Origin of the sequence: Actinomadura macra NBRC 14102 (assembly GCF_001552215.1) — a bacterium.
Taxonomy (GTDB): domain Bacteria; phylum Actinomycetota; class Actinomycetes; order Streptosporangiales; family Streptosporangiaceae; genus Spirillospora; species Spirillospora macra.
Genome location: NZ_BCQT01000005.1, coordinates 42,964 through 59,527, shown reverse-complemented (window position 1 = coordinate 59,527; position 16,564 = coordinate 42,964). Strand labels below are relative to the sequence as shown.

Annotated in this window: 13 protein-coding genes; 11 read left to right on the top strand and 2 right to left on the bottom strand. The window is 73.9% G+C overall.

Going from position 1 to position 16,564, the window contains the following annotated elements:
- Positions 1–48: 48 nt before the first annotated feature.
- Both AMA02S_RS08255 and AMA02S_RS08250 read right to left on the bottom strand, forming a co-directional pair.
- A complete protein-coding gene (locus AMA02S_RS08255; RefSeq protein ID WP_067454230.1) occupies positions 49–4,575 on the bottom strand; it encodes an FtsK/SpoIIIE domain-containing protein in 4,527 nt (1,508 codons plus the stop codon).
- Positions 4,576–4,678: 103 nt separating this feature from the next.
- Complete coding sequence (locus AMA02S_RS08250; protein WP_067454226.1) at positions 4,679–5,596, bottom strand: NAD-dependent epimerase/dehydratase family protein; 918 nt, start codon at positions 5,594–5,596, stop codon at positions 4,679–4,681.
- A 125-nt stretch (positions 5,597–5,721) separates the two neighbouring features.
- Between AMA02S_RS08250 and AMA02S_RS08245 the strand changes: the two genes are divergently transcribed.
- The 11 genes from AMA02S_RS08245 (at position 5,722) to AMA02S_RS08195 (ending at position 16,530) form a co-directional block, all read left to right on the top strand.
- Positions 5,722–6,438: a TetR/AcrR family transcriptional regulator gene (locus AMA02S_RS08245; RefSeq protein ID WP_067454223.1), complete on the top strand. Its 717-nt coding sequence runs from the start codon at positions 5,722–5,724 to the stop codon at positions 6,436–6,438.
- A 230-nt stretch (positions 6,439–6,668) separates the two neighbouring features.
- The gene (locus tag AMA02S_RS08240; protein WP_067454222.1) at positions 6,669–7,520 is read left to right on the top strand and encodes a CpaB family protein; all 852 of its coding nucleotides are present in this window, start codon (positions 6,669–6,671) and stop codon (positions 7,518–7,520) included.
- 2 nt (positions 7,521–7,522) lie between these two features.
- Entirely contained in the window at positions 7,523–8,494 is a 972-nt protein-coding gene (locus AMA02S_RS08235; RefSeq protein WP_067454218.1) for a hypothetical protein, read from the top strand.
- Positions 8,495–9,793: a TadA family conjugal transfer-associated ATPase gene (locus AMA02S_RS08230; protein ID WP_067454215.1), complete on the top strand. Its 1,299-nt coding sequence runs from the start codon at positions 8,495–8,497 to the stop codon at positions 9,791–9,793. It begins immediately after the preceding gene.
- Between the two features lie 40 nt (positions 9,794–9,833).
- Positions 9,834–10,754: a type II secretion system F family protein gene (locus AMA02S_RS08225; RefSeq protein WP_067454210.1), complete on the top strand. Its 921-nt coding sequence runs from the start codon at positions 9,834–9,836 to the stop codon at positions 10,752–10,754.
- The gene (locus tag AMA02S_RS08220) at positions 10,751–11,668 is read left to right on the top strand and encodes a type II secretion system F family protein (RefSeq protein ID WP_157430469.1); all 918 of its coding nucleotides are present in this window, start codon (positions 10,751–10,753) and stop codon (positions 11,666–11,668) included. Before AMA02S_RS08225 ends, AMA02S_RS08220 begins: the two co-directional genes overlap by 4 nt.
- Before the next feature lie 49 nt (positions 11,669–11,717).
- Positions 11,718–11,939, top strand: a complete 222-nt coding sequence (locus AMA02S_RS08215) for a hypothetical protein (RefSeq protein WP_067454206.1) — start codon at positions 11,718–11,720, stop codon at positions 11,937–11,939.
- A gap of 5 nt (positions 11,940–11,944) precedes the next feature.
- Positions 11,945–12,403, top strand: a complete 459-nt coding sequence (locus tag AMA02S_RS08210; protein ID WP_067454201.1) for a TadE/TadG family type IV pilus assembly protein — start codon at positions 11,945–11,947, stop codon at positions 12,401–12,403.
- Complete coding sequence (locus tag AMA02S_RS08205) at positions 12,400–12,855, top strand: TadE/TadG family type IV pilus assembly protein (RefSeq protein ID WP_245667404.1); 456 nt, start codon at positions 12,400–12,402, stop codon at positions 12,853–12,855. Before AMA02S_RS08210 ends, AMA02S_RS08205 begins: the two co-directional genes overlap by 4 nt.
- The gene (locus AMA02S_RS08200) at positions 12,852–13,349 is read left to right on the top strand and encodes a TadE/TadG family type IV pilus assembly protein (RefSeq protein ID WP_245667403.1); all 498 of its coding nucleotides are present in this window, start codon (positions 12,852–12,854) and stop codon (positions 13,347–13,349) included. Before AMA02S_RS08205 ends, AMA02S_RS08200 begins: the two co-directional genes overlap by 4 nt.
- Positions 13,309–16,530 (top strand): bacterial transcriptional activator domain-containing protein, encoded by a 3,222-nt coding sequence (locus tag AMA02S_RS08195; protein WP_245667402.1) that lies wholly within the window; start codon positions 13,309–13,311, stop codon positions 16,528–16,530. Before AMA02S_RS08200 ends, AMA02S_RS08195 begins: the two co-directional genes overlap by 41 nt.
- The last annotated feature ends 34 nt before the right edge of the window (positions 16,531–16,564 follow it).

Genomic DNA, 16,564 nt, shown 5'->3' with positions numbered 1-16,564 from the left:
CTCCTCGAAACCCGTCACCAGGGTCGTCGGGATCGATCGCAAAGATCGTCAGTCGGTGGTGGGGGGTGGGAGGGCCACCTGGATCTGGGTGGTGGCCCCGGCGGCCACGAAGAGACCACGGCCGGTCGGGCCCGCCAAGGGCGCGTTGCGGGGCAGGCGCAGGCCGAACATGTCGCCGTCGTCCGGGGAGTCGATGGACAACAGGACGCCCGAGCGGGAGCGGCGGGTGTCGGAGAGGAAGCCTCGGTAGCCCCGGCCCAGGTCGGAGGTGGTGCCGCCGATGACGACGGCGTGCTCGCCGTCGCGGGCGGTGCGCAGGACGTCGCGGAGGGCGTCGTCGAGGTCGGTCTCGTCGAGGAGTTCGGCATCGTCGACGATGACGGCGTAGCGGTGCTCTTCGCCGATCGCCTTCTCCAGGTCGACGGCCTCGGAGTCGGAGGTGAGGAGCCCGAGGACACCGGGACGGCCCGACAGGAGGCGGAGCGGGGAGCGGCGCGGGGTGATCAGGACGACCGGGACGAGGCCGCCCCCGACGGCGGGATCGAGCAGCGAATGCACGATCGTCCGGAGCGTGGTGGAGCGGCCGGAGCGCGGCGGGCCCGCGACGGCGAAGCCGGGGCCCTCGTTGAGCAGGTCGACGCCGACCGGCGCGAGGGTGTCGCCGCCGACGCCGACGAGGGCCCACAGGGCCGAGGGGGCGAGGAAGTCGGGGTCCAGCGCCATCGCCTCGCGGTAGGTGACGCGGACGGGCAACTCGTCCACATGCAGGGGGCGCAGGCGGCGCGGGAGGCGGCCGTAACGGGCGACGGAGACGCGGGCGATCTCCTGGAGGGCGGCGACCTGGGCCGCCCCGGACGGGTCGTCCGAGAGCAGGCCGATCTGCGACTCCTGGAGCGGCGCGCCGGGCGCGACGGACTCCAGGGCACGGCCTGGAGGCATCGCGGCGGGGACGTGCTTCTCCTGGAGGCCCGCGTAGCCGTAGTCGTTGGGGTCGGACATGCGCAGGACGAGACGGCGGTCGAAGACGGTGGAGACCTGGCCCCCGAGACCGGAGCGGTCGCCGGTGAAGACGGCACGGAGGCCGACCGCGGCGCCCTCGCGCAGAAGGCGGAGGGTCTGGTCGACGAGGCGGCCGTAGTCGTAGTGCTCGAACGCGCCGAGGAAGCCCTCCCAACGGTCCAGGAGCAGGACCATCCAGGGGAGGCGGTCGGTGGCGGCGACGGCGGCGCGCTGCTCGGCGAGGGACGCGAAGCCGGCCTCGGCGAGCAACTGCTGGCGGCGGGCGACCTCGGCGGACAGGGCGGTGAGGAGGCGCTCGCAGCGGTCGAGCTGCTCGCGGCCGACGACGGCACCGCAGTGCGGGAGGGAGATCAGGGGCAGCAGGGCGCCCGCGCCGCAGTCGATCGCGTACAGGTGCGCGTCGTAGGGGGAGCAGGAGCCGGCGAGGGCACCGGCGATGGTGCGCAGCGCGGTGGAACGGCCCGACTGGGCGGAGCCGGCGAGGTAGAGGTGGCCGCCGGAGGCGAGGTCGAGGGCGAGTTCCTCGCGCGACTGGACGGCGGGCAGGTCGGTGATGCCGAACGGGATCGGCGGGACCTCCACGACCGAGCCGCCGGCGGCGGTGCGGGGCGCCAGCCGGACCCGTTCGGGCAGCGGGTTCAGCCAGGGGGACGGCTGGCGGGCGATGCCGGCGCGGCGGGCGGCCTCGTCGATCGCCTGGACGAGGACGGCGAGGTCGGTGCTCTGGTCGTCGGCGGCCTCGCGGGGGCCGGGGACCGGCCGCCCGAGGTGCTGCCAGGGCAGCGGCAGGACGGTGGTGCGGCGGTCGGTGGCACCGGGGCGGCGGCCCCCGATCCGCGCGGACTGGACGGCGTGCAGGGAGGACACGCCAGAGCGGACGTAGCAGCGTCCAGGGGTGGACTTGGAGATCTGCGCGGCATCGGGGGAGTCGAGGACATCGGTGGACTCGTCCGGGTCGGTGACGCGCAGGGCGATGCGCAGGTTGGTGTTGGCGCGGATGTCGGCGGTCACCACCCCGGCGGGGCGCTGCGTCGCCAGGATCAGGTGGACGCCGAGGGAACGGCCGCGGCGTCCGATGTCGACCAGGCCGGTGAGGAAGTCGGGCAGGTCGGTGACCATCGCGGCGAACTCGTCGATGACGAGGACGAGCCGCGGCATCGAGGGCAGGGCCTGGTGGGGAGGGGTTGCCGCCGGTAGGTCGTGGTAGTCGTCGATGTCCTTGGCGCCGTAATGGAGGAGAACCTCCTCGCGGCGCCGCAGTTCGGCGGCGAGCGATTCGAGCGCGCGCTCTGTCGCGTGCCCGTCCAGGTCGGTGACCATACCGACGACGTGGGGGAGGCGCGCGCAGTCCTTGAACGCGGCACCGCCCTTGTAGTCGATGAGGACGAACGTCATCTCGTCCGGACGGTTCGCCACGGCCAGGGACGCGATGAGGGTCTGGAGCAGTTCGGACTTGCCCGCGCCCGTGGTTCCCGCGATGAGCCCGTGGGGTCCGTCGGCGCGCAGGTCGATCTGGTACGCCTGCTGGGAACGGCCTGGGCGGTTACCTGTGCCCAGCCCGATCGGCACCCGGGTGGCCCGGCCGTGCGTGCGCGTCCAGGATCGGATGATGTGTTCGGCGGTGGGTTCGGGCATGTCGAGCAGGTCGAGGAGCCGTACCTGAGCGGGAATCGACTCTTCGGCATCCTCGCGGGAGACGTCCCGGACGGGCGCCAGCGCGCGCGCCACCCGGTCGGTCCAGGACGGGGATACCTGGTCGGCGAGCACTGGCCCCAGGACGTCCAGCCCCTGGCCACGAAGGTGGATGTAGGAGGAGTACTGCGGATCCCAGGCGGCGACCGCGGTGCACTCCTCAGGCAGGAGCCGTTCCTCGTCGTCGACGCAGATGGCGTACAGGCCGTACTCGGATCCGCGTGAGAGCAGCATGGGCATGCCGGGGATGCGGCGTAGGGTGCGCGCGCCGTCCAGCACGATCAGGATGTTGTACGGGACGTGGTCGGCGGGCTTTCCCTGGCCGAAGAACTGGGACTGGGCCTGCGCGGCCCGGCGGCGTTCGGTCACGCGGATCGTCAGCTCGGTGACGCGGTGCGCGATCGAGTCGGGGTCGGTGCCGACGAGGGCCACGCACTCCTCGCCCTCGCGCGGCGCGCAGTGCGGCAGCCAGCGCACCCAGTTCCATTCCTCGCCCGACTCCGGGTCGGCGGACAGCACGATGATGGCCAGGTCACGGGGGCTGTGCAGGGCGGCGGCCTGGGCGACGAGCCAGCGGGCCAGGGCGCGGGACGTGCGGCGCGGGCCGGTCACGCCGAGGACGCCCAGCTCGGCCAGCGGCAGCGCCACCGGAACCTGCCGTGCCGCCGGGACGGGCACGTCCCCCGACAGTTCGATGCGGGCGGGCAGGTCGGCGAGGCCGAGCCGCAGGTGGAGCGCGTCGGGGTCGCCGCGGCGCCGCTCCCACAGGCGCCGCCGCGGGCCGGTCGCGGTGAGCAGCACCTCGGCGGGATCGGGATGCAGGGCGCGTCGTTCGGCCTGGTCCTCGCGCCGCAGCCGGTCCAGCTCGCCGTCGAACTCCCCGGTCTTGCGGTGGTACTCCTTGAGCGCCTTCTTGTACGACTTGCGTCCGTGCAGCCGGTCGCCGATCCACTCGCCGACCGTCATCACCGGCCAGGCCAGCGCGAACAGCGCCCACCACCACTGGCCCATCGCGAACGCCATGACGAGCCCGAACACCGAGAACAGGATCGCGCCGAACAGCCGGAGCCGTTCCCTCGGGTTGCGTTCGGGACGCTTGGGGACCTCCAGCCGCCGGACGTGGTGCCCGGGATTCAGCCGAGGCGGGCGGTTGAAAGCGAGACCGCCCTCGGGCAGCGGCTCCAGGTGGGTGTCGGGTGCGGCGCTCGGGGCGAGGGTGAGGACGCTGGAGCCGACCGCCAGCATTCCTCCGGACGGCCAGTCCGCCGGCGCCGTCAGCGGCTCGCCGTCCAGGGCCGCGCGTGTCATCGCGGACGCCTCGACCTGGACGCGGTCGACCCCGACCGTGATCCGCAGCGAGCGGGCGGGGACGGCCGGGTCGTCCAGCCGGACGTCCACGTCGTCCCCGAAGCCGATCGTGCTGACGCCGAGCCCCAGCCGGTGCACTGACCCGGCGGCGGGGCCGCCGACGACGCGCACCTCCACCAGTCCGGTCGGTTCCGCGCGGACGGTCGCGGCGGCGCCGCGCTGCTCGACCGCGACGATCGCGCCGTCACGCAGTTCCTTGACGGCGAGGGCCTGCGGGTCGAGCATCCGGCCGTCCACCCACAGGGCCTTGCGTGGGCCTGCCGACGTTGCAGGGGAGGCCGAGGGCGCCGACGGCGCGGCGGCTTTGGCGAAGCGCGGCGGCACTGCGGGTGGCCCTGGGGGCGGCGCTGTGTGCGGCGTTGCGGCGAGCGGTGCCCGCCCGTCGAGCGCGGCCGACAGCGACCGCGCGATCCCGTCCACGCTGACCTCGGAGTCCACGGTGACCACGACGTCGCGCGGCCCGCCGCCGGTCAGCGCCGTGAAAGAGATCCGCATCCGAACCCTCCTTGTGCGCCGCCGTCGTGGACGGCGCTGCCGTCCGTGCCAGCTTAATTACCCGGGCCCCTCAGCCCCGGCGAACGGCGCGGCCGGGCCGTTTTCAGGACGCGGCGATGATCGACTTTAGGGCCGTGTCCAGCGGTGTAGGTGCCATGCCGAACGTTGTCTCGAATGCCGTGGAGTCGAGGACGTACGGATTGTCGAACTGGTAGCGCGTCTCACGAAGTTCTCGCAACAGCGGCGAGATCGTGCCCATCGCGGTGAACAGGGGACGTGGCAGCGTGCGGATACGCGGCGCGGGGGCGCCGGCGAGCGCGCAGAGCCGCTCGGCCACCTCCCGCGTCGACACGGCGGGCCCGGTGGGGATGTGCCAGGGCCGGCCCCATGCGCGCGCGTCGGTCCCGGCGATGGCGAGGGCCTCGGCCACGTCCGGCAGGTACGTCCAGGCGTGCGGGACGGACGGGTCGCTCAGGTACGTCACCCGCTCGCCGGCCAGCAGCGGTTTCACGAACCGCACGTCGCCGATGTACGCCTGGTCGCTGCTGCCGGGGCCGTAGTAGTCGGAGCCGCGCAGTTCGGTCGCGCGCACCCGTCCCGCCTGGTGCGCGGCCAGTGCGTCCTGCCACATCTTCGCGCGGACGCGTCCCTTCGTGCCGGTCGCCGCAAGGGGAAGGTCCTCGGTCATGGGCCGGTCCACCGGCCCGTAGCCGTACAGGCAGCCCAGGGTCACCAGGACGGCGCCGGTCTGCTCCGCCGCGCCAAGGAACGAGGCCGCCATCGGCGGCCAGTCCTGTGCCCAGCGGTGCAGCTTGGGGTTGACACAGTTGTAGATGGCATCGGCGCCCCTGGCGATCGCGACGAGCCGAGCCCGGTCGGCGACGTCGGCGGCGACCCGCTCCGTCCCGTCCGGGCCCGACCCGGACCGGGACACGACGATCACGTCGTGCCCGCGCGTGGTGAGCCGTTCGGCCAGGTGCGCGCCGACCTGCCCGGCACCGACGATCACGTGCATGCCCATGGCGGGCTCCTCTCCTCCGTTGCGCAGCACAGTGCTCCGCGATGAGAGCAATGCTCTCTCTAAAGAGCAGTGTTCGTCAAGAGCAGTGCTCTCGGGTCGTCTCGGTGCTCTGCTAGCGTCGCGTCATGAACGCAGGTCGGACGGCACGGGAACGGGTACGGGCGGAGCTGGTCCGGGAGATCATCACGATCGCCCGGGGGCAGCTGGCGACCGCGGGCGCGGCGGGCCTGTCGCTGCGCGCGGTCGCCCGCGAGATGGGCATGGTCTCCTCGGCGATCTACCGCTACTTCCCCAGCCGCGACGACCTGCTCACCGCCCTGATCATCGACGCCTACAACGCGGTCGGCGAGGCCGTCGAGCGCGCCGACGCGCAGGCCCTCGCCAGGGGCGACGGGTTCCCGGAGCGGTGGCTCGGGGTGTGCCGGACCATCCGGGAATGGGCCTTGGCGCACCCGCACGAGTACGCGCTGCTGAACGGGTCGCCGGTGCCCGGGTACAAGGCGCCCCAGGACACCGTGCCCGCCGCCCTCCGCGACACGGTCGTGCTCGCGCGCATCGTGACCGATGCCCATGAGGCGGGGGCGCTGGAACCGGAAGGACCGTGCCCGGAGATGACCGATGCGCTGGCCGAGGACCTCCAGCGCGCGAGGAACGCCGTCCAGATGAATGTCCCGGACGAGGTGGTGGTGCGCGCGTTGACGGCATGGGCCGGTCTGTACGGGACGGTGAGCTTCGAATTGTTCGGGCAATTCAACAACGTGATCGACGCCCGCGCCGCCTACTTTGATCACGCCATGGTGCTTCTCGGCCGGCTCGTCGGCTTGAAGTTCACAGTTTTCTGAGAGATGTCATCTCCGTCGCGAATGTGGTCAGTGACACATGTGACTGGTGGTAAGTGGTGAAGTGACCGGGAGAGTCCCAGGTCATCGCTCTGGCGCGCGTTACGGGACCGCTTCACCTCACCGAATCCATTGACGTGGCCTCATCCGTCCCGCAAGCATGGATCGCCCGGTGATGCGGACGGCTCGCGGTGCGAGGTCCGCGGGGGCGGGAAGGAGTTCGGGGCGAGCGTATGAAGTCCAACCAGCCGACCGTCGCGGCGGGCCCATCCGGCGGCACAGCGGGGCTGGGCCGGTCCGGACTCGGCACCTCAGGCGGGCAGCGGCTTCCCACGTCCCCGCGCGAACGCAAGCCGGCCCTGGCCGCGCTCGCGGTGCTGCTCATCCTCGGCGGCGCGCTCGCCAGCGCCTACCTCGTGATGGCCAGCGGCCAGCGGGTGTCGGCGATCCGGATCGCGCAGCCGGTCGCCGCCGGGCAGCGCATCCCGGCCGGCGCACTCGAAGAAGTCCAGGTCGGCGACACCGGCATCCAGTACATCAACTGGACGGAACGGCAGAACGTCGGCAAGTACTACGCGGCCGTCCCGCTGGTCAAGGGTGCGCTGCTGACCAACTCCATGATCAGCCGGGCCGACGACGCCGCCAAGGGCCGGCTCGTCGTCGGGCTCGCGCTCAAGCCGGGGCAGTTCCCCGCCGACGGCGTCGACGTCGGCAAGCGGGTGACGCTGTACGCGGTCGGCGGCGGTACGGGCGGCGGCCCCCGCGCCGGGACGGTCCTGTCCGCGGACGCCATCGTGATCGGCATGGGCCGGGGCGGCAGCGGACGGCTGCGCTCCGACCAGACGACCGTGGACGTGGCCGTCCTGCCGGCGGACGCGCCGCTGCTCACCCAGGCCGCCTCCGCCGGGTCGGTCGCGCTCGCCCTCGTCCCGGACGGGACGAAGGTCGCCGCGCCGCCGCCCGGCGCGCAGGGCAAGCAGGGCGGCCAGTCACCGCCCGCCACCGGGGAGAGCCCACCACAGTCGCCCGTGACACCGAACCCGGGCACGGGAGGCGCGCAGAATCCCGGGACGGGCGGGAACTGACCGTGGCTCTCATCGCGCTCGCGGCCGACAAGGGGGCGCCGGGCGTCACCACCGCCGCGGTGGCCCTCGGCGCCGTGTGGCCGCGTCCCGTGCTGGTCGCCGAGTGCGACCAGGCCGGCGGCGACCTGGTGTACCGGCTGCCCGCCGCGGCGCCCGCCGACGACGCGCAGGACAAGGACGGCGGGATGCTCAACCCGTCCCGCGGGCTGCTCAGCCTCGCCGCGACCGCCCGCCGCGGGCTGCGGCCCGAGCAGGTCGCCGAGCACTGCCAGCGGCTGGTCGGCGGTCTCGACGTGCTCGTCGGGATCACCAACGCCGAGCAGGCGCAGGCCATGACGTGGCTGTGGGGGCCGCTCGGCCGCGCGTTCACCGGCCTCGGCACCGTCGACGTGATCGCCGACTGCGGTCGCCTCGGCGCCGACACACCGCTGACCGAACTGCTGCGCGAAGCGGACCTCGTCGTCCTGCTGACGCGCGCCACCCTGGAGCAGGTCGCGCACCTGCGCGAGCGGGTCGCCGCGCTGACCGCCGAGTTGCGCGGCGGGCCGCCGGTCGGCGTGCTCGTGCTGGCCGACCCGCGCGACTTCCGCGGCTCGATCGCCGAGGTCGACCGGATCGTCGCCGGCGCGGTGCACCGTGCCCAGCCGACGGACGGCGAGCCCACCGGCCCGCCGCCCGCCCCGGTCACCGTTCTCGGCGGGCTGGCGCTCGACCCGAAGGGCGCCGAGCTGCTGTCCGGGCGCTGGGGCGGCCGGCTGGACCGTTCGCTGCTGATCCGCTCCGCCCGCGAGGTCGCCGGCGACCTGGTCGGACGGCTCCGGCCCGCGCCCGCCGTCCCGTACGGCGCCGCCCCCGGGCGTCCATCCGAGACCGGACCGCAGGCGCACCCCGCCGCGCCTCCGCCGCCCGCCGGGCGGGTCGCCGGCGGCGGGCAGGTCGCGGCGGGCGGGCGGCACGAGAAGGGGGAGCGGTAGGTGGACCACGGCCTCGTCAAACGGCTCCGCCAGGAGGTCGGCGACCGGCTGGCCCAGCAGCGCCGCATGGACGCCGCGCACAACCTGCCGCCGATGACCGGCGAGGACGAGCGGCAGTTCGCCCGCGCGCTCATCGGCCAGGTGCTGGAGGAGTTCGCGCGCGGCGAGATCACCTCCGGACGCCGGCCGCCGAACGCCGAGGAGGAAGAGGCGCTCGCGGCGGGCGTGCACGCGGCGCTGTTCGGTGTCGGACGGCTCCAGCCGCTGCTGGAGGACCCCGAGATCGAGAACATCGACATCAACGGCTGCGACCGGGTGTTCATCGGCTACGCCGACGGCCGCGAGGTGATGGGCGAGCCCGTCGCCGAGAGCGACGAGGAACTGGTCGAGCTGATCCAGATCCTCGCCGCCTACAGCGGGCTGTCCTCGCGGCCCTTCGACACCGCGAACCCGCAGCTCGACCTGCGGCTGCCGGACGGATCGCGGCTCTCGGCCGTCATGGACGTGACCCTGCGCCCCGCGCTGTCCATCCGGCGGGCGCGCCTCGGCAAGGTGTTCCTCGCCGACCTGGTCGGCAACGGCACCTTCTCCCCGGAGATCGGCCAGTTCTTCCGCGCCGCCGTCAACGCCCGCAAGAACATCATGATCGCCGGGGCGACGAACGCGGGCAAGACGACGCTGCTGCGCGCCGTCGCCAACGAGATCCCGCCGCACGAACGGCTCATCACCGTCGAGCGGGCGATGGAGCTCGGCCTAGACGCCTTCCCCGAACTGCACCCGAACTGCGTGGCGTTCGAGCAGCGGCTCCCGAACTCCGAGGGGCAGGGCGCCATCTCGATGGCGGAGCTGGTGCGCCGGTCGCTGCGCATGAACCCGTCCCGGGTGATCGTCGGTGAGGTGCTCGGCGACGAGATCGTCACGATGCTGAACGCGATGACGCAGGGCAACGACGGGTCCCTGTCGACGATCCACGCCAACTCCTCGGTGGAGGTCTTCAACCGCGTCGCCACGTACGCGATCCAGTCGGAGGAGCGGCTGCCGGTCGAGGCGACGCACATGCTGATCGCGGGCGCGATCGACTTCGTGGTGTTCATCGAGAAGCGCAACGAGTACGTCTCCGGCGGGCGCCTGCGCCGCTACGTCGCGAGCATCCGGGAGGTCACGGGCGTGGACGGCCGGGTGCTGTCGTCGGAGGTGTTCGCGCTGGGCCCGGAGGGGCACGCCGTTCCCGCCGCGCCGATCGCCTGCGCCGCCGAGCTCGCCGAGTACGGCTACGACCCGTCCGGGGGTGTCTGGTGAGGCCCCCGGCAGCCGTCCACCAGGCGAGCGGAGGCCGCTGATGTACGCGCCGGACGTGCTGCTCGCCATCGTCGCGGGCGCCGTGGCCGGCGGCGGGATCCTGCTGCTGGTCCTCGCCCTGCGCGGCCTCCCGCCGCGCTCCCGGCCGGTGCGCGGGCGCAGCCGCGAGGATCTGGTCCGTACGCTCAGCACCCGCACCGCCGTCGCGATCATCGCGGGGACGGCGGTGCTGGTGGTGACCCGCTGGCCGATCGCCGCCGCCGGGTCGGGCGCGCTCGTCCTCGGCTGGAACGGCCTGGCGGGGGGCGCCGCCGAGGAGCGCCGGGGCATGGCGCGGCTGGAGGCCCTCGCCGCCTGGACGGAGTCGCTGCGCGACACCATCGCGGGCGCGGTCGGGCTGGAGCAGGCCATCCCCTCCTCGCAGCGCGCCGCTGCCCCCGCCCTCCAGCAGCCGCTGCGCGGGCTCGTCGACCGGCTGCACACCCGCGTCCCGATGCCGGAGGCGCTGCGCCGCTTCGCCGACGACCTCGACGACCCGTCCGCCGACCTGGTGATCGCCGCGCTGGTCCTGAACGCCAAGCTCCGCGGCCCCGGGCTGCGCGACATGCTCGGCGCGCTCGCGAACTCCGCCCGCGCCGAGCTGGACATGCGCCGCCGCGTCGAGGCCGACCGGCGCTCCACCCGCCGCAGCGTCCGCATCGTCGTCGGCGTCTCCGTCGGCACCGCGCTCGGCCTCGCCGTGTTCAACCACTCCTACGTCGAGCCGTACGACGACTTTCTCGGACAGCTCGTCCTGTGCGTCGTCGTCGCCCTGTACGCGGCGGCGTTCCTGTGGCTGCGGCGCCTGGCGAAGTACGAGCTGCCCGGACGGTTCCTCAGCGGGCCCCGCAAGGAGCAGCCCGGCGTGCCCGGTGAGGTGCCGAGCACGGTCGCCGGCTGGCAGGGCGGAGGCGGCTCGTGACGGGCGCGATGCTCGCGGGCGCCGTCGTCGGCGCCGGCCTCTACCTGCTCGTGCGGGCGCTGTTCCCGGCGCGTCCCGGCCTCGCCGCGCGGATGGCCGCCTTCGACGCCGCCCGCCGCCGCGACCTCGAAGAGGCGCAGGCCGGACGGGTGTCGCCGACGCTGGAGCGCGTCGGCGGGATGCGTGCGAAGGTCGGGCGGGAGCTGGTGCGGTTCTGCGAGGCGCGCGGCTGGAGGCTGCGCTCGATCCGCGCCGACCTCGCCATCACCGAGCGGTCCCTGGAGGGATTCCTCGCCACCAAGTTCCTGCTGCCCGCCGGCGCGCTGCTGTTCATTCCGCTGATCGTCGCCTGGTTCGCGCTGCTCGGCCTCGGCTCGTCCGTCCAGCTCCCGGCGTGGGTGGGGCTGCTGTTCGCCGTGCTGTTCTTCTTCTTTCCCGACCTGCAACTCCGGCAGGACGCGCAGGCCCGTCGGCAGGACTTCCGGCACGTCGTCGGCGCGTTCCTCGACCTGGTGTCGATGAACCTGGCGGGTGGGCGCGGTGTCCCCGAGGCGCTGATGACCGCCTCGAACGTCGGTGAGGGCTGGGCCATGCACCGCATCCGCGACGCGCTCGGCAACGCCCGCATCACCGGACAGACCCCCTGGCAGGCGCTTGGCCGGCTCGGCGACGAGCTGGATATCTCCGAGCTGCGCGACCTCGCCGGGGCGCTCGCCCTCGTCGCCGACGACGGCGCTCAGGTCCGCAAGTCGCTGGCCGCCCGCGCCGCGTCGATGCGCAGCCGCGAGCTGTCGGAACTGGAGGGCAAGGCCGGCGAGCGCTCCCAGTCGATGCTCGTCGCGCAGCTGTTCCTGTGCGCCGGCTTCCTGATCTTCCTGGCCTACCCGGCCCTGATGAGGGTGCTCGCCTCATGATCCGCCCCGATCCCGCCGTACCCGCCACAATCCTCCTGGAGGTGCCACGATGAGTCCGCTCAACCCCCTGAACGACCCGTCCGTCGTCTACCTGCGAGCCGTGCTCGGCGCCCGGCTGGCGCGGCTGCGCTCCGCGCAGGAGCGGAGCCGCGGCGCGTCCGCGATCGAATGGGCGATCATCACCGCGATCCTGGCGCTCATCGCGATCACGATCGGCGCGGTGATCCAGAAGAAGATCACCGAGAAGGCCGACAGCATCAAGACGGGCTGACCGGGATGCGGCCCCGCGAGCCCACCCGGCCGCCGCTGCGGAAGCGGATCCGATCCGACGCCGGGGTGTCGTCGATGGAGTGGGCGCTGCTCACGCCGATCCTCATCTTCGTCATGCTCGCCGTCGTGCAGTTCGCGATGGTCTACCACGCGCGGCACGTCGCGCTGGCCGCCGCGCAGTCGGGCGCCCGCGTCGCGCGGACCCAGCCGGTCGGCACCGGGTGGCAGGATCAGGCCGCCGCGAAGGCCACCAACGACGTCCGCAAGGTCGGCCCGAACCTGCTCGGCGGCCTCCAGGTGCGGACCGGCGAGGCCGACGACGAGCGCTGGGTGGAGGTGAGCGGCGAGGCGGTACGCGTCATACCGTTCATGACGTTCCACGTGTCGCAGCGCTCGCGCGGCCCGATCGAATGCTTCCGCCCGGACGTCGGGGACGGTATCGCCTGCCAGGAGGCGGCGCGGTGAGACTGTGCCGGGCGACGCGCGAGCGCGGCTCGATGTCGCTGGAGATGGTGCTGGTCACCCCCCTGTTCGTCGCCTTCCTGCTGTTCCTCGCCGGCGCCGGACGGATGGTGGACGCGCAGAGCCAGGTGGACGGCGCGGCCCGGGACGCGGTGCGCGCCGCGTCCATCGCCCGCAGCGCCCCGTCCGCGCAGGATCTCGCGGGCGAGGCCGCCAGAGCGGGCCTTCAGGGGCACGACTGGTGCTCGGGCGGCCCGACCGTCGTGACCGACGTCGGCGACTGGGGCCCCGGCGGGCGCGTCGAGGTGACGATCACCTGCGACGTCGACCTCGGCGACCTGTCGTTCATCGGCCTGCCCGGCACCAAGCGGCTTCAGGGGCACGCGCTCGCGCCGATCGACACCTTCACCTTCCGGGGCACCGGTCCCGGCGAGGGCGAGGACGATCCGGAATGACCCGGGGACTCCGCCACCTGCCCGCGGCCCGTCTCGGCCCGCGCCTCGCCGTGCGCCTCGCTGTGCGGCTCGCCGCGTCCGGCCGCGACCGTGGCTCCGTCGCGATGTACGTCGTGCTGTTCACCCCCGTCGTGTTCATGCTGGCGGGCCTGCTCGTGGACGGCGGCCTCGCGATCCACGCCCGGCAGCGCGCCGCCGACATGGCCGAGCAGGCCGCCCGCGCGGGCGCCAACGAGATCGACACCGACGCGCTGCGCGATACCGGCAAGCCCGTCCTCGCGCCCGACCGGGCCCGCGCCGCCGCCTGCGCCATGCTGGCCTCCTACCGCGACCAGATCGCCGGATCCGAATGCGACGCGGACGGGCAGGAGGTCGCCGTCACCGTCGAGATCCGGGTCGAGCCGCAGTTCCTCGGCATCATCCCGGGCTTCGGCGACTTTCAGATGACCTCCAGTGCCACGGCCCATCCCGTCACGGGAGGGGACGACCGATGACTCGCGTGTCTACGATTGGGGCGGCGACGTCCAGGCACCGGCGAACGGCGGGGACGCGATGGTGACACGGCATGGGCAGAGGACCCCGGTACGGGTGAAGGGGCGCCGCGGCCCGCGCGACGTGATGGCCGGCCTCGGCGCGGTCGCGGCGCTGGCCGCGCTGATCGGCGGCGTCCCGTACGCGCTGCTGACGCTCTTCGGATCACCGGTCCCCGGCGGCATCCCCGCCGCGTCCGACCTCACGCACCGGCTCGGGCCCGGGTCGCTCATCACGATCCTGGTCGCGCTGGTGTGGCTCGCCTGGGTGCAGCTCACGCTCTGCGTGATCGTCGAGGTGTACGCGGGGATCCGCGGTGTCGGGGTGCCCGCGCGGGTGCCGCTCGCGGGCGGCACGCAGTCGCTCGTCCACCGGCTCGTCGTCACGGCGTTGCTGCTGTTCACCGCCACGTCCGTGATCATGCCGGCGCTCTCGGGCGGCAAGCTGTCGCAGCACCGGCCCGTCCAGGCGCAGGCGCAGCCCATGGTGCACTCGCAGCAGTTCGTCCGGGTCCAGGACGCGCCGGTGAACCCCTCCGTCGCGGTGCCCGACACCGCGACCGAGCCGCTTACCGCGAGCCCGGCGGAGAAGGGACGCACCACCAAGATCTACCGGGTGCAGCCGCCGGAAGGCCGCCACCACGAGAGCCTGTGGGAGATCGCCGAGAAGTGCCTCGGGGACGGGCGCCGCTACAAGGAGATCCACTCCCTCAACAAGGGCCGGGTACAGCCCGACGGCAGCAAGCTCAGCATCGCCAGCCTGATCCGCCCCGGCTGGGTCCTGGAAATGCCCGCGGACGCCAAGGGCGCGAAGGTCGTGCCCGTCAAGGACCTCGACGAGTACTACCGCTACGGGCACGCCGTCCCCGACCGGGACCCCGCCCCTTCGAGGCCGGCGCCCACCAAACCCGGTCCCGCCCAGCCGGGACCTGCGCAGCCCGCTCCCTCGGCACCGGCACCCTCCCAACCCGCCCCGTCCAAGCCGGCACCGTCCAAGCCCGCGCCTTCGCCGGAACGGCCACCCGCCTCCCAGACCCCGGCGCCCCAGTCGCCCGCCCCGCGGACGCCGGCGCCCCACACTCCCGCGCCGCAGGTCCCGGCGCCGCAGCAGTCCCAGCACGAGGCCCCGCCGAACAAGCAGGAGCCCGCGCACCCGCCCGCACGCGGCGGCTCCAACGGGCCGTCCGGCGAGATGAACGGCGGCGCGAAGGACGGCGGCGCCTCCGTGCCCGGCCGCGACACCGCCGACGAGGAACAGGCCCTCCCGTTCGACTTCGGCTGGCAGCACGGGCTCGCGGCGGCATCGCTGCTCGCCGCCGGGCTGCTCACCGTGCTCGGGCGCCGCCGCCGCGCCCAGATGTGGAACCGTGCGTTCGGGCACATGATCGTCCGGCCGGAGGGCGAGGCGGCCGAGACCGAACGGGCGCTGCGGCTCGGCGCCGACGACGACGCCGCCCGCCTCCTCGACCTCGGGCTGCGGCACCTGTCGAAGTCCATGGCCGCCGGCGGCCGGGCGCTGCCCACCATCTACGGGGTGCATCTCGGCCGCGAGAGCCTCGACCTGTGGATCGCCCCCGCCGACCGGAACCCGCCCGCGCCCTGGCAGGCGTTCGACGACGGCCAGGTGTGGCGGCTCCACGCCGACGCACTGGACGGCATCGAGGCGTCCGACCCCGCCCTCGGCACGGGCGACGTCCTCGCCCCCTACCCCGGGCTCGTGTCCATCGGCACGAACGACAACGGCCGGATCCTGGTCGACCTGGAGGCCGCGCACGGCCTGATCGCGCTGCGCGGCCCCGCGGACACCCGCCGCGCCGCGCTCGCCGCGATAGCGCTGGAGCTGGCCACCAACCGCTGGTCCGACCACATGCGGATCACGCTCGTCGGGTTCGGCGCCGAGTTCGGCGAGGGGCTCGCGGAGATCGCGCCCGACCGGATCCGGGCCGTCCCGACGCTCGCGGACGCGCTGCCGGAGCTGGAGGGGCGCAGCGAGGAGGTGCGCCAGGCCCTCGCCGCCTCCGGCGTCGACTCCGTGCTCACCGGCCGCTGCCGGGGCGTGTTCGGCGAGGCGTGGATGCCGCACTACCTGATCATGGCGGACCGGCCGTCCGAACAGGAGGCCGACCGGCTGGTCGCGCTGGCGCGCACCGGCACCCGGATGGCGGCGGGCTACCTCGCCCCCGGTGAGGTGCAGGGCGCCACCTGGACGTGGGAGGTCGACGACGAGGGACGGCTGCACGCCGGTGTACTGGGCTTCCAGGTGGACGCGCAGCTCGTCGGTGAACCGCAGTACCGCGGCGTGTTCGAGCTGTTCCGGACGGCGGGCCGGCTCGATCCGGTGCCGCTGCCCGAGTCGGCGGTCAGCGCCGAGCCACCGACCGCGCAGCAGTCGTCCGCCGACATCCGGCTGCTCGGCCCGATCGAGGTCGAGGCGCCCGGCCCGATGGACGAGGGCCGCCGCGCGCTGTGCACCGAGGTGCTGGTCTACCTCGCGGCCCACCCGAACGGCGTGCACCCGACGGTGCTCGGCGGCGCGATCTGGCCCCGCGGCGTGACGGCGGGCGTCCGCGACGCCTGCGTGGCGCGCGTGTCGGACTGGCTCGGCCGGGACGCACGCGGCCGCCCGAACCTGTACTACGACGACCGGGGCCGGATCAAGCTCGGCTCGGAGGTGCGGGTCGACCTCGCGGCGTTCCGGTGGCTGATCTGGCGGTCGGCGGCCGAGCCCGCGTCCGAGGCGGCCTACCTGTCCTACGCGCTGGACCTGGTCCGCGGCCCGCTGCTGGCCGACCGGCCGCGCGGCCACTACGCGTGGCTCGCCTCGCACGAACTGGAGTACGAGGCGGCGGCACGGGTCGTGGACGTCGCGCACCGGCTCGTCGTGGTGCGGCTGGACGAGGGCGACGCCCGTGGCGCGGTCGGTGCCGCTCGCGCCGGGCTGCGGCTGGCACCCGAGGACGAGGGCCTCTGGCGCGACCTGCTCCGCGCCACCCACGCGACCGGCGACCTGGCGCAGGTCCAGGTGGTGGCAAGCGAGCTGCGAAGCCGCATCGCCCGCGACCCCCTGCTCGACCAACTCCAGCCCGAGACAGAGACCCTGATGGAGGAACTTCTCCCCGACTGGCACCAGGTAGGTTCCCGCTGACCCGAGCCCCCTTGGGCCGGGATTGCAGTAGACA

What these genes read in the sequence shown, in the direction of transcription:
- AMA02S_RS08255 (WP_067454230.1), bottom strand. Translation starts at nt 4,575, where the DNA reads ATGCGGATCTCTTTCACGGCGCTGACCGGCGGCGGGCCGCGCGACGTC.
- AMA02S_RS08250 (WP_067454226.1), bottom strand. Translation starts at nt 5,596, where the DNA reads ATGGGCATGCACGTGATCGTCGGTGCCGGGCAGGTCGGCGCGCACCTG.
- AMA02S_RS08245 (WP_067454223.1), top strand. Translation starts at nt 5,722, where the DNA reads ATGAACGCAGGTCGGACGGCACGGGAACGGGTACGGGCGGAGCTGGTC.
- AMA02S_RS08240 (WP_067454222.1), top strand. Translation starts at nt 6,669, where the DNA reads ATGAAGTCCAACCAGCCGACCGTCGCGGCGGGCCCATCCGGCGGCACA.
- AMA02S_RS08225 (WP_067454210.1), top strand. Translation starts at nt 9,834, where the DNA reads ATGTACGCGCCGGACGTGCTGCTCGCCATCGTCGCGGGCGCCGTGGCC.
- AMA02S_RS08215 (WP_067454206.1), top strand. Translation starts at nt 11,718, where the DNA reads ATGAGTCCGCTCAACCCCCTGAACGACCCGTCCGTCGTCTACCTGCGA.
- AMA02S_RS08210 (WP_067454201.1), top strand. Translation starts at nt 11,945, where the DNA reads ATGCGGCCCCGCGAGCCCACCCGGCCGCCGCTGCGGAAGCGGATCCGA.
- AMA02S_RS08200 (WP_245667403.1), top strand. Translation starts at nt 12,852, where the DNA reads ATGACCCGGGGACTCCGCCACCTGCCCGCGGCCCGTCTCGGCCCGCGC.